The organism is Tahibacter aquaticus (assembly GCF_004363655.1).
Taxonomy (GTDB): Bacteria; Pseudomonadota; Gammaproteobacteria; order Xanthomonadales; family Rhodanobacteraceae; genus Tahibacter; species Tahibacter aquaticus.
The window spans coordinates 485,089-498,876 of sequence record NZ_SNZH01000002.1; the positions used below are offsets into that span (position 1 = coordinate 485,089).

Below are 13,788 nucleotides of genomic sequence, written 5' to 3' on the forward strand. Positions count from 1 at the left end.
GTCAGCCCGATGTGTCGGCCCCGTCCGATGTGCTGGGGCGGGCTTGGCTGGCTGGGTGTTGATCCGTCTCCTCCACGCTTGCGTGGGGGAGAGGGTTGGGGTGAGGGGGCGGTGCCGGACTCTGCTTTGCTGCTTGGTTTTCGCGAAGGAGTCCGCCACTGGCAGCCTTGGTCGTTTGTGCGCCTGGCGGCGCGTTTCGCGTGCCGTGGGCGCGTTTTATCAATGTAAATAAATTGAATCGATTTCGCCGGTGCTGGAACGCCGCAGTTGCGGCACGCGCCTGAAGCTTGCCCCTGCCTACCCTTGGCCGGCCGCCACCGGTTTTTCTTCATCGCCGGCTGTACCGTCGCTGGTGCGCAGGCGGTAGGTATCCCGTCCCGCTGTCTTCGCGGCATAGAGCGCCTGGTCGGCCAGGGCTACCAGGCCGATCGCATCGAGACCGCCGGTGCTGTAGGCAATGCCGATGCTGGTGGTGACGTGGACGCTGCCGGCGCTGGTGACGATGGCGTCGCGCATGGTTGCGACGAGTTTGGCGGCAATGGCTTCGGCGGCGGCGGGGTTGGCTGCGGCGTCGATCAGGATGACGAATTCGTCGCCGCCCAGGCGTGCGACCAGGTCTTCGCCACGCACGCTGGCGTTGAGGCGGCGGGCGAATTCGACGATGACTTCGTCGCCGACGCGATGGCCCCGGCTGTCGTTGATGCGCTTGAAATAGTCGATGTCGAGGTAAAGCAAGGCCAATGGCTGGCCGTTGCGCCGGCTGCGCGCCAGCGCGGCGCCCAGGCGTTCGTCGAAATGGCGGCGGTTGGCCACGCCGGTCATGCTGTCGTGGCGCGCAAGCCGGGCCAGTTCGTGCTGGGCCTGCTTGAGGGCGCTGATGTCGAAGGTCAGGGCAAAGAAGCCTTGCACGTTGCCGTCGGCGGCGCGGTCGGGCACGTAGTGGGCCTGGAACTGGAAATCCAGGCCGTTGCGCTTGATTTCGCCTTCGAAGCGCACGCTCTCTCCGCGCAGCGCAGCAGCGGCATAGTCGCGCAGGACGGCATATGTCTCCTCGCCGCGCACTTCACGCAAGGTGCGGCCGATCATCGATTCGGGGTTTTCGTCGAAGGCGCGGCGGTAGAACGCGTTGGTGAAGCGGTAGCGTTCCTGTGTGTCGAACTGGGCGATCAGGGCCGGGATATTGTCGGTCACGGCGAGCAGGCGGCGCTGGCTTTCGGCCAGGGCTTGCTCGGCTTCGACGCGGGCGCTGATGTCGCGGCCGGAATAGACGATTTCCTGCGCGTCGCTGTCGCCGTCGGCGCGTACCAGCTGGCCCAGTGCCTCGATCCAGACGTAGTGGCCGTCGCGATGCTGGGCGCGGTAGGTGATGCTGGCGCTGCCGCCGTGGCGGGCGAGCCGGCCTATGGCCTCGCGCAGTGGGTCGAGGTCGTCGGGGTGGACCAGTTCCCAGCGCGCTTCGTGCAGGTCTTCCGGCGCCCAGCCGAGCATTTCCCGCGCCGAGGGCGAGACGTACAGGCGGCGGCCGTCGACGCGCATGCGCACGACCAGGTCGCGGGAATTGTCGGCCAGCATGCGATAGCGGCCTTCGCTTTCGCGGTAGGCCTCGTAGGCAAGCTGCAGGCGGCGCTTGGCGCGCCATTGCTGGATGAAGAATGCGGCCAGCACCAGCAGCATGATGGCGGCGGTGACGATCAGCGCGGTGGTCAGGCGGCTGGTCTGGGCCAGTGCGGCGGCACGTTCGGTGGCGAGGATGGCTTCCTGCTTCAGCCGCGCCAGTTCGATCTCGCTCTGGGCGTATTTCAGGCGCGAATCGAAGTCGGCCGAGGACTTGGCCCGGTCGGCACTGTCGATCTCGCGGCCGAGGTCCACTTCTCGCACTATCAATAATTCCACATCGCCGCGCGGTGCGCGGCGGCGGATTTCCAGCGGAATCAGTTCGCGCAGTACGCGCAGCTCGTCGCGGTTCTGGTTCAGGCGGCGGAACGAATCCAGCGCCAGGCGCAGTTCCTGCGCGGCGTCGTCCTCGTTGCTGCCGATGGCGGCCAGGCCGAGTACTTCGTGGCCGAGGCCGGCCAGTTGCGCGTTCTTCAGCTGTACCGCCAGTTCCAGCACCTGGTTGCCGGAGCGGCGCTGTATGGCGACATCGTTCTTGCTGCGTGCCATGCGTGCGGTTTCCAGATACAGCTCGGCGCGCAGCTTGGGATCGTTGAGCGTGCCCAGTGCCTGTTGTGCCTGTTGCAGCGTGGCCTGGGCCTTTTCTGCCTCGCCCAGCTGGGCCTCGGCGCGGGCGCGGTTGCGCAGCAGGCGCACACGCATGGCCGGTTCGTCGGCGCTGCCCAGCGCGGCCAGGCCGCGTTCGGCGTATTCCACGCCCAGCGCATGCTTGCCCAGGGAGTAGCTCAGCGAGGAATAAGCCAGGTAGACATCGGCCGCCAGCACCGGCTGCGGGTGTTCCTGCAGCAGGCGCTGGGCTTCGCCGAGCAGGTGCTCGCCGCGGGAGAAATCCTGCAGGGCGATGCTGCCGCGGCTGTCGGCGATCAGGCCGCGGATGGTCAGGATGCCGTTGCCGCTGGCGACTGCCGCATCGCGTGCGCGGCTGCCGGCTTCGCGCTGGCAATTCCAGTCGGCGATGACGCGGCAGGCATTGGCGCGGGCCAGGTAGAGCAGGGCCAGCTGCTGCATGTCGCCGCGCTGCTGGGCTCGCTCGATCTCGCCGGCGATTTCGTCCATGGCGGCTTCGGGCTGCAGCAGCGCGCGGGTTTCCAGGTCGTGGCGCGGGATGCCGTCGTCGGCGCCGCTCAGGCTGGGCCACGCCGCCAGGCATAGCAGCGCAGTCAGCGTCAGGCCGCGGTGCGGACGCAGCATTCGACTTGAGTGCAGCGGGTATTGCCTCATCGTTGCCGGATTCCCGGGCGCCTTGACGCCGCTCCAGGTTGGCCCTGTGGCGGCGTATCGCGGTTAAGCCCATGTCGATGCGGGCATTGTGCCAGTGCGGCGGCCGGCGCGCTGGATGATTCGCCCGATCCGGCGCACTGCCTGCCGCGAGCAGTTGCCGCGGTTGCGGCGGGCGATTGACCGGTGCCTGCGATGACGCGGCCGTCGCCTGCTGCCGGTTGCCGCCGCCAGGTGTCCGGGCGGCTGCGCCGGGGCGTCTTTGCCGCGTCGCCGCCGGCACTTATGCGCCATCGCCGCGGCGCATGCGCTAGGCTCTGGCGCCGCAACTGGAGCAGCGCCGCCACATGCAGCAGGGAATCGTCGTCTATCGTGCCAGCCGCCTGGAGGCCCTGCTGCCGCCGCTGCTGGGTCTGATGGATGCCGCGCCGCCGCAGGACGCACTGGCGCCGTATAGCGTGATCGCCGCGCACCCGGGCATCCGCCAGTGGCTGTCGCGCGCCGTGGCGCGGGCGCGCGGTGCGGGCGGCGTGGCGGCGAACCTGGACATCCAGCTGCCCAGCGCCTGGCTGGACCAGCTGGCCCAGGCCGTCCTGGGCGAGACCGCCGTCGCATTGAAGCCGTATCGGCGCGAAGCCTTGCGCTGGCGCCTCTACGAACTGCTGCCCGAGGTCGACGATGCCCAGGTGCGCCATTACCTGGAAGGGCTGGACGTGCCGCGCCGGCGCTTCCAGCTGGCCGACCGCTTGGCGGCGATCTATGCGCGCTACATCGCCTACCGGCCCGACTGGCTGGCGGCCTGGGCGGCCGGCCAGGACAAGATTCCGCAGCCCAGCTTTCTCGCCCCGCTGTGGCGGCGCCTGCGCCAGCAGATCGGCCAGCCCCATCGCGGCGAACGCCTGAACGCGCTGATGCTGCAATTGGACAAAGTATCTGAAGGAACTTTGCCGCACGAGCCGCTGCATGTGTTCGGCGTCTCGCATCTGGCGCCGAGCGAATTCGCCACCTTGTGCGCCGTGGCGCGGCAGCGGCCGGTGGTGCTGTACGTACCCGACCCGTGCCGCGAGTACTGGGCCGGGCTCAAGCCCGAGCGGCACTACCTGCGCGAACTGGTGCAGCACGGCGCGTTCTCGGCCGAATCCGAGCAGCAGTTCTTCGAGCTGGGCCATCCGCTGCTGGCCGACTGGGGCCGCCAGGGCCAGCACTTCATGCTGGAGCTGGCCAATGCCGACGGCGTAGCGGTGGACATCCGCCACGGCGAAGACGAGGAAACCGTGCTGCCGCCGCAGGCACCGCGGCTGGCGCGGCTGCAGGAAAGCATCCGCCAGCTCAGTCCGGCCCTGCTCGCTGCATCCGACGATGCGCGCGCCGACCGCAGCCTGCGCGTACATGCCTGCCATACCCGCCTGCGCGAACTGGAAGTGCTGCGCGATGCGCTGCTGCGCGCGCGCGAGGAAAACCCCGCGCTGAAGCCGTCCGACATCGTGGTGATGGCGCCGGACATCCAGGCCTATGTGCCGCTGCTGGCCGCGGTTTTCGGCGAAGCCGGGCGGCAGCAGGGTCTATTGCCTTATCACCTGGCCGACGTGCCGGTGGTCAAGGCGCATCCGCTGCTGGCGGCGTTTGCCACCTTGCTGGAACTGCCGCAGACGCGGCTGAGCGCGCCGCAGGTGCTGGACCTGCTCGGCGTGCCGGAAATCGCCGTCGCGCTGGGCCTGGACGGCAGCGGCGTGCGCCTGCTGGAAAACTGGATAGCACGCAGCCGCATCGCCTGGGCGCTGGACGCGCAGTTCCGCGCCGACGTGGGCGTACCGGCCATCGACGAACACACCTTCGCCTGGGGCATGGACCGGCTGCTCGCCGGTTATGTACTCGGTGCCGGCGACGAGGAAGAAGCCAGTTCGCTGGTCTTGCCCGACGGCAGCGTTGTCGTACCGGTGGAAGGCGTGCACGGCGTGCAGGCCGAAGTGCTGGGCGCGCTGGACCGCCTGCTGCAGATGCTGGCGCTGATCTACCGCGACGCGCAGCGCTCGCGCAGCCTGAGTGCCTGGTCGCGGCGCTTCGAAGCCATCGTCGACACGCTGTTCCGCGCCGCTTACGGCGACCACGACGCGGCCGCGGCGCTGGACGAGCTGCGCCGCCTGCTGCGCAGCCTGGCCGGCGAAGCGGCCGATGCCCAGGTCGATGCGGACATCGATTTCAGCGTCGTGCGCGAAGTGCTGCGCGAACGCCTGCTGGCACTGTCGGAGCGGCAGCGTTTCCTGATGGGCGGCATGACGGTCTGCGGCATGGTGCCGCAACGCGCGATCCCGTTCCGCGTGGTGGCCGTGCTGGGCCTCAACGACGGCGAATTCCCCCGCGCCGGCGCCGATGCGGGGCTGGACCTGATGGCGCTGCACCGGCGCCTGGGCGACCGCGACGTGCGCAGCGACGATCGCTATCTGTTCCTCGAAACCATCATGGCGGCGCGCGAACAGCTGCACCTGAGTTTCATTGGCGAAGGCGTGCGCGACGGCAAGCCGCGCAATCCCGGCGCGACCCTGGCCGAGCTGATGGCTGTGCTGGACCAGGCCGCGGCCACGGGCGAGGGCGAACCGCTGCGTCCCTGGCTGGTGCGGCATCCCCTGCAGCCGTTCGATGCGCGCTATTTCGACGGCAGCGATGCGGCGCTGTTCTCGTATCGTGCCGATCTGATCGGCCTGCTGGGCGAAGGCGGCACGCCGCCGCCGCCCTTCCTCGGCGCTGCGGCGGCCGTGGCGCCGGCAGCCATCGGCAGTGTTTCCCTGGCCAGCCTGCTGGCGTATTTCCGCCGTCCGGCCGAACAGATTCTGGTACACCAGCTGGGCCTGCGCCTGGACGCGCTGGAAGACGACCGCCTGGCCGAAAGCGAACCGCTGCAGCCGCAGTTCCAGCGCCTGGACCGGATTGCGCCGCGGCTGTTCCACGACAGCATCGCGGCGGAACATTTCCACTTGTCGCCGCAGCCGCCGGACTGGCTGCGCCATGGCGGGCTGTGGCCACCGGGGCGTGCCGGCGAGCGCGCCTGGAAAATGCAGCATGCCCAGGTCGACGAATTGCTGGCTGCCGCCGCGCAGGCGGAACTGTTCCGCGCCGGTACGCCCCGGCGCCTGGCCCAGGCCGTGGACCTGGTGCTGGACGGCGTGCGCGTACAGGGCGAGCTGACGCGCCTGTACCGCAGCGGCCGGTGCGACTGGCTGTTCGATCTGTTGCCGCAGAAAAAAGAGGCGGAACTGGATTTCGGCGTGCGCGTGCCGCTGTTCCTGGAATGGGCGCTGCATTTGCTGCAGCAGTGGCCGCAGCCGCGACCGCTGCAACTGCTGCTGTTGCTGGGCAGCGAGACGGCACCCTGGCAGGCTGGCCTGAACGCCTTTGCGCAGCGTATTGCCGCAGCAGTCGAACACGGCGATGCGGCAGCGCTGCAGCCGCTGGAAGCCGCGCTGCGCCGGCGCGTGGGTGGACTAGTGGAATTGTATGTAACCGCACAGCAGCAGCCGTCGTGGTATTTCCCGCGCACCAGCTGGGCCGCGGTCGGCGAGGCCGCCGACGAGCGGATTGTTTCGGTCTGGCAGGGCGGCGAGCGGCATACGGGCGAACGCGACTACGCGCCGGGCTATGCGCGCCTGCTGGCCGAGGGCCATGTGCTGGAACCCGGCTCGGACGCGCTGTATAGCCTGAAGGCCACGGCGCAGCAGATCTGGGCGCTGATCGACCTGGCTAGCGGCCATGACTGAAGCGCGCCGCGTCGCGCACTGGCGCGAACTCGCTCTGCACAGCGCCGGCCGCAGCCTGATCGAGGCCAGCGCTGGCACCGGCAAGACCTGGACCATTGCCGTGCTCTACCTGCGCCTGCTGCTGGAAGGCGAAACGCCGCGGGGGCCGCGGGAGATCGTGGTCAGCACGTTTACCGAGGCGGCGGCGCAGGAATTGCGCGAACGCGTGCGCGCGCGCCTGGCCTGGGCGCAGCAGGTGGCCGAGGCTTATTTGCAAAATCCCCTGGTGGAACTGGCCGCGGACGCGGCCGACGACCTGGCCTGGCTGCGGCAACGCTGGCCGGGCACGGTGCAGGCGCGTGCCGACCTGCTGCGCCTGCGCCTGGCCCAGGCCGAACTGGACCTGGCGCCGATAGGCACGTTGCACAGCTTGTGCCGGCGAATCCTGGCGGACTTCCCGGTCGAGAGCGGCAGTGCTTTCGCGGCCGGCGAAGTGATCGCCGAAGGGCCGGTGCTGGAACTGCTGGTCGACGATCTCTGGCGCGAGCTGATGCAGGGCAGCGAGCCGCTGGCCGAAGGCGATGCGCTGTGGGCAGCGGGTACGCGCGATGCACTGCGCGATGCCTTGCGCAGCGTGCTGGCACCGGGCGTCGGCGTGCGCACGGTGACGCCGGCCCAGCCGCTGTCGGCGCAGGAATGGCAGCAGCTGTACGTACTGGCACAGCAGCTCGTGGCGGAGCCGGGCCTGTTCAGATTGAGCAATTCGAAATTGCTCACTGCGCTGGGCAGGTTCGTCGCCGCCTGCGAAGCCGGCCAGCAGCACGCGTTCGATGCCGATTCGATCGGCATGCACGCGCTTGCGCTGGACTCGCAGCTCAAGGCCAAGCATCCCGGCCGCGAACAGGCTGTGCAGCAGCTGCAACAGTTGTTCGAGGCCTTGCAGCGCCGCGACAGCCGTGGCGCCGCGAGCAAGGCTGCGGCGCTGGAGCGCTATCGCGAACGCCTGCTGCAGCGCCGCCGCGAACGCCTGCTGGCGCAGGCGCGGCTGACCTTCAATATGCTGATCGAAGGCGCCGCGGCGGCACTGCGTGATGCGGAATCGAACCTGGCGCGGCGCCTGGCGCAGCAATGGCCGGTGGCGCTGGTGGACGAGTTCCAGGATACCGACGCGCAGCAATACGGCATTCTCGATGCGATCTACCGCCAGGGCGACGGCAGTCCGCGCGGCCGTCTGGTCATGATCGGCGACCCCAAGCAGGCGATCTATCGCTTCCGCGGCGGCGACATCCACACCTATCTGCAGGCTGCGGCAACGGCGCAGGAAACGCTGCGACTGGATACCAACCGGCGTTCTTCGCAGGCCTATGTCGCGGCGATGAATGCCTGGTATGCCGCGGCCGGCCCGGCCCTGAGCGTGGACGAGGCGCATCCGATCGCCTATGTACCGGTCAAGGCCGCCGGCCGCGACGCCACGCCGTACCGCCGCGCCGACGGCGAGATCGAGCAGGCGGCGCTGGCCTTCCACTATTGCAGCGACGCTCCGCTCAAGGCCGACGCGCGCCGGGCACGTGCGCTGGATGCCTGTGCGGCGCAGATTGCCGGGCTGCTGCAATCCGGCCGGCGCATTGGCGAGCGTCTGCTGCAGCCGGGCGACATCGCCGTGCTGCTGCCGAAGAATTCACAAGTGGAACAGTTGCGCCAGCTGCTGCGGGCGCACGGCGTGCCCTGCGTCGGCGCGGGCAAGCGCAGCGTGTTCCAGGGCGAGCTCGCGCGCGAGCTGCAGATCGTGCTGTACGCGGTAGACCGCTACCAGGACGATGGCGCGGTGCTGGCGGCGCTGGCCACGCGCTTCGGCGCGCAGGATTTCCAGCAGCTGCGCGCGCTGCACAACGATGCGGAAGCCTGGCAGCGCGAACGCCTGCGCTTCGAAACGCTGAGGCGCGAGTGGCAGCGGCACGGCGTGCTGGCGGTGGTGCTGGCACTGGCCGATGCGCTGGTCGCGCGCCTGCCGCAGACCGACCAGCGCGAACGCGCCCTGACCGACCTGCGTCACCTGGGCGAACTGCTGCAGCAGCAGGCCGACCAGCTGGCCGGCAGCGAACAGCTGCTGGCGTGGCTGCACGCGCAGCGTGAATCGCCGGACCAGGGCGAGGCCGCCGACGAACAGCAGCTGCGCCTGGAATCCGATGCGCAGCGCGTGCGCCTGCTGACCCTGCATGCGAGCAAGGGGCTGGAATTCCCCCTCGTGTTCCTGCCGCTGATGTGGGACCACGGCGGGCGCGAACCCGATCTGCCGCTGGTATTCGATCCGTCCAGCGGCCGGCGCCTGGCCGAGCTGCTGCGCGAAGGGCGCGAGCATGCCCTGCGCGAAGTACGCGCCGAAGACCAGGAAGAACGCTTCCGCGTGCTGTACGTCGCGCTGACCCGGGCCGAGCATGCCTGCCATGTCTACCTGCTGCCGCCGGACCGGCCGCGTGATGGGCGCAGCGGCGCGGCGCCGCTGGCCGATCCGGACCGCTCGGCGCTGGATGCCACGGTCGCGCGCCTGCAGCAGCACGGCGGCCCGCCGCAGCTGGCGCAACTGGGCTGGCTGGACGACGACTGGAACTTCGCCCCGGCGCATTACGCCGCGGCATTGCTCGGCCCGGCCACGCTGAGCGCCCGGCGCGAGCCGCCGAAACCACTGTTCGAACACACCTACAGCTTCACTTCCCTGGTCGCGGCCCGGCGCGAGGACCAGGAAGCCGCGGCGGCCGACGATGAAGGTCCGTTGCTGGAACAGAATGTAGAAATCAGCGATGTGGACAGTGCCGCGGAACAGCCGGCGGACGCGCGCATCCTGGCGCTGGCAGCGCTGCGCGGGCCGCAGTTCGGCAACGCCGTACATATGCTGTTCGAGCAGCGTCACGCGGACGAGCCGCTGGCAGCCCAGGCCGCACTGATCGAACGCAGCCTGCGCGAATACGCCGTGCGGCATGAGGCCATGCCGGCGCCGGTCGTGGTCGCTGAACTGGCCGAGCTGGTGCAGCGCACGCTGGATACGCCGATCCTGCCGGGGCTGCGGCTGGGCGCGCTGCCAGCGCGGCGCCAGCGTGCGGAAATGGGTTTCCAGTTCAGCCTCGACGGCGTGTCGCTGCGCCGCCTGCGCGAGGCCTGCACGCGCCTGGGCGCGGCCGAACTGCTGCCGCCGCAGTTGCCGGCCACGGTTGTCAGCGGCCTGATGAGCGGCAAGATCGATCTGATCGTCGAGCACGATCAGCGCTTCCACGTACTCGACTACAAGACCAACTACCTCGGCGACCGTATTGCCGACTATGCCCCGGCCGCGCTGCAGGCAGCGATGCACGAGCACCACTATCCGTTCCAGGCCCTGCTGTATACGGTCGCGCTGGAACGCTACCTGCGCCAGCGCCTGCCGCACTACCGGCGCGAGCAGCATCTGGGCGAAAGCATCTATCTGTTCGTGCGCGCTGTCGGCCTGGGGCCGCAGGCCGGTATCTGGCGGCATCGTTTCGCGCCGGCCCTGCTCGACGCAGTCGATGCGGTATTTGCCGACAGGGATGTTTCCGCATGAGCAGCTACCGCTTCCGCCGCGACCTTGACGACAGCGCCGCCGAAGTCTGGCGGCCGCTGGACCGCGCGCTGGCGCACTGGGTACGTGCCCACGGCGGTTCGGCCGAACTGGCCGCCGTCGCTGCCTGGGCCAGCCTGGCCGATGGCCTGGGCGATGCGGCGCTGCCGCTGCGCGGCGAAGACGCGGGCCGGCACGGCATGGCGCGGCTGTCCGACGCGGCACTGGCGGCTTTGCGCCAGCAGCCGCTGGTTGGCGACGGCAGCCGGCGCACGCCGTTCGTGCTGGATGCGGACGACCGCTTCGCGCTGTGGCGCAACCACGCCGACGAGACCGCGATCGCGGCCTGCCTGCGCCAGCGCCGCAGTGCGGCCGACCCGGTCGACGGCGCCGCGGTCAAGGCCGCCGTCGACGCACTGTTCGGCGGCGATCGCACACGCCGCGTACAGGCCCAGCGCATGGCCGTCGCCGGCGTGGCCGGGCGCCGGCTGTTCGTGCTCACCGGTGGGCCGGGCACGGGCAAGACCACTACCGTGCTGCGCATGCTGTTGCTGCTGCAGCGCGTGCAGCCGCAGCGCCTGCTGATACAGGTTGCCGCGCCTACCGGCAAGGCGGCCCAGCGCCTGCTGCAATCGCTGCGTCAGGGAAAAATGCAATTGTCCCAAGGCGAGCACGCCCTGGGCGAGGAATGGAGTGCGGCGCTGGCCGGCATTGCCGACGCCGAGGCACCGACCCTGCACCGGCTGCTGGGCTACGATCCTCGCCGCAATGTATTCACGCGCAACCGGCGCCGGCCGCTGGCGGCCGACATCGTCGTGGTCGACGAAGCCTCGATGGTCGACCTGGCCCTGCTGCGCGCCCTGCTCGACGCCCTGCGGCCGCAGGCGCGGCTGATCCTGGTGGGCGATGCCGACCAGCTGACCTCGGTCGCGGCGGGTTCTACCCTGATGGATCTGGTTGCCGCGCTGGAGCCGCAGCGGGCGGCCGAGCTGGTGCGGCTGCAGCACAGTTTTCGCGCCGAGCGCGAACTGGTACGGGTCAACGAAGCGGTGCGCAGCGGTGACGCGGCGGAGCTGGACGCCGCCCTGGCCGCCGCGCCGCAGCGTGCCCTGCTGCGGCCTGTCGGCGATGCGGCGGTGCTGGCGGCGGCGCTGCAGCAGTGGGCGCTGCAACTGGCCGGCAGCGGCATTGCCGGCGACGATGCCGATGCGGGCGATGCGGCGTCGGCGGCGCTGGCCGCGCTGCGCCGGCTGTCCCAGCGCCAGCTGCTGTGCGCACTGCGCGAAGATGCCTTCGGTGCGCTGGCCGCCAATGCGGCGATCGAAGCGCAGCTGCGCCGGCACTGGCAGGTGGCAGCCGAGGCGCTGTGGTATCCCGGCCGCGCGGTGATGATCACGCGCAACGACTACGCCCTGCGCCTGTTCAACGGCGACATCGGCCTGTGCCTGGCCGATGCGGACGGCAGCCTGCGCGTCTGGTTCGAAACCGTCGACGCGGCGGGCCAGGCCACGGCGCGCTGGCTCGCGCCCGACCGCCTGCCCCTGCACGAGGGCGCATTCGCAGTCACCGTACACAAGAGCCAGGGTTCCGAGTACGCCGAGGCCGCCGTGCTGCTGCCGCCCGATCCCGAGCAGCGCATCCTGTCGCGCCAGCTGCTGTATACCGGTGTGTCGCGGGCCAAACAGCGTCTGCAGATCTGGGCATTGCCGTCGGTGCTGGCGGCGGCGCTGGCCAGGCCGATACGCCGCGCCGGCGGCCTGGCGGCGAAACTGCGCGACGGCCCGGCGCCGCCGGACCAGTTCGAGCTTTTCTGAAAGTTTTACAAGTTTTATTTGTGCAAAATGAAATGCGCCGGTCCGCCACGGGCGGTCGCAACAGTGGCGGTGGACAGGTGAGATAGCGACGCCGCTGGCGACACTCTGGATCGCTGCGAGCGCCGGCACCACACTGCCTGGGTTGCACAGCACAACGATACGCCTGGGGACGGCTGCGGCACTTGTCGTGGCGGAGGCATCCTCGCACGTTGCTGCCTGCGTTCGTAACGGCCGGGGCGCTGTCCCGGTCGGTATGGAGTGGCGCTGTCGTGGTCCTGCCGGTCATCGGCAGGCCCGGGCCGGCGCTGCCTGAAGCCCGCCGCCGTACCGGCCGGCGGGAACTCGTCTGGGAATCCAAGGGGGTTAGCCGTGGCTGCAAAGACATTTCCTCTCACCATCGAGATGGCGGTCTCGAACGGAGTGGTCGACCGCTATGGTTTTTTTCCGTCCGCCGTGCGCCTGCTGGCGGGAACCAGCGTGGTACTCGGCAGCGCCGTGCTGCTGTCGCCGCGCTGGGCGCTGACGGCGAGCCATCTGTTCCGGCTGCGGCAGGACATCGTGCGTGTGCAGGATTCCGGCAGCCGCCAGACCGTGCGAGCCAAGGCGGTGTACTGGCGCAGCGGCGAATCCTGCGAACTGGGCCAGCAGCCCTGGCCCAGCCAGGCCGGCAGCCGCGGCGGTGCTGCCGACGAGCTGCTGCTGGTGGAGCTGCACAGCGATATGAACGCCGGCTACCAGGCTGCAGTACTCAACGATGACGGCCAGCAGGAAGTGCCGGACAGCGAACTGTTCATGGCTGGCTTCGGCGCCGACGACCACGGCCGTGAAGACCGTCATGTGCGCTATGCCAGCCTGTCCTACAAGGGCGACAGCGCAGGTCGCGGCGCCGCGATCAGCAATGCGGCGGCACAGCCGCCCGACGGCATGGCGCGCAAGGACGACAGCGGCGCGCCGGTGTACATGATCCGCACGACGCCCAGCCTGGTGCGGGTTGTCGTCGGCATCCACTCGTCGCGCTGGCGCGGGCACAGCACCCAGCTCGACGGCGTAGGGCCGAACCAGGAAGTGGCGCGCTATATCCGCATCGGCGCGGCCGACCACGAGTGGATTCGCAAGGTCATGGGCACACACACCATGCAGGAAGCGGCCGCACGCGTGCAGATGCAGACGACGACCGTCGATCCGCGCCTGTTCTGCCTGCGCAACCAGCATTGCTGCCTCAGCTACGTTGCTGCCAGTGATCTCGATGGAAAGAGCTACACCATGGGCAATGCCAGCGGCACCGGCACTGTGCTGCGGGTCAACGACCGGGCCGACATCGTGCTCGACGGCAGCGGTACGCGCTGGCTGGAGATCCGCCGCTGCGGCGCCGAGCGTATCCGCTGGCGCGTCGCGCTGACGCCGTACCCGATCCTGCCCGGCGTGACCCATTGCCTGGTCGGCACCGTGGCGGCCGGGTCCAGCCATGCCGACGCGGCCTATAACGGCACGGAGTTCTACGTGTTCCAGCGCGCCGATACCGGCAGCACCATCAGCGCGGACAGTTTCCTGCATATCGAGGTATTCCTGCCCACCAGCTCGCACGCCAAGCCCAGCATAGAGGCGATCGGCGAAGTCAGTGGCGGCTGCGACGCAATGGAATGGAACAGTCGGCAGTGCTCCGAACTGGTCGAGGAACCCTTGCCCTATCCCGGCGACGACGACCAGGACGACGAATCGGACGGCTACGAAAACTGAGCCTGCGCAGCGCGGGTCAAGCTGCCCGGAAACGCGACAGATG

The 13,788-nt window shown here is 69.6% G+C and carries 5 protein-coding genes; 4 read left to right on the top strand and 1 reads right to left on the bottom strand.

Features of this window, described 5'->3' with window-relative positions:
* Positions 1–297: 297 nt before the first annotated feature.
* Positions 298–2,865: a GGDEF domain-containing protein gene (locus tag DFR29_RS04875; protein ID WP_166653878.1), complete on the bottom strand. Its 2,568-nt coding sequence runs from the start codon at positions 2,863–2,865 to the stop codon at positions 298–300.
* A 374-nt stretch (positions 2,866–3,239) separates the two neighbouring features.
* Here DFR29_RS04875 and recC point away from each other — a divergent pair, with 374 nt between their 5' ends.
* From recC to DFR29_RS04895, 4 genes are all read left to right on the top strand, one after another.
* On the top strand, positions 3,240–6,644 hold the full coding sequence (gene recC, locus DFR29_RS04880) for an exodeoxyribonuclease V subunit gamma (protein WP_133817441.1): 3,405 nt from the start codon (positions 3,240–3,242) through the stop codon (positions 6,642–6,644).
* Complete coding sequence (locus DFR29_RS04885) at positions 6,637–10,197, top strand: UvrD-helicase domain-containing protein (RefSeq protein ID WP_133817442.1); 3,561 nt, start codon at positions 6,637–6,639, stop codon at positions 10,195–10,197. Before recC ends, DFR29_RS04885 begins: the two co-directional genes overlap by 8 nt.
* Positions 10,194–12,008 (top strand): exodeoxyribonuclease V subunit alpha, encoded by a 1,815-nt coding sequence (recD, locus tag DFR29_RS04890; RefSeq protein WP_133817443.1) that lies wholly within the window; start codon positions 10,194–10,196, stop codon positions 12,006–12,008. The genes DFR29_RS04885 and recD overlap by 4 nt, the downstream gene beginning before the upstream one ends.
* A gap of 369 nt (positions 12,009–12,377) precedes the next feature.
* Positions 12,378–13,745: a trypsin-like serine protease gene (locus DFR29_RS04895; protein WP_133817444.1), complete on the top strand. Its 1,368-nt coding sequence runs from the start codon at positions 12,378–12,380 to the stop codon at positions 13,743–13,745.
* The last annotated feature ends 43 nt before the right edge of the window (positions 13,746–13,788 follow it).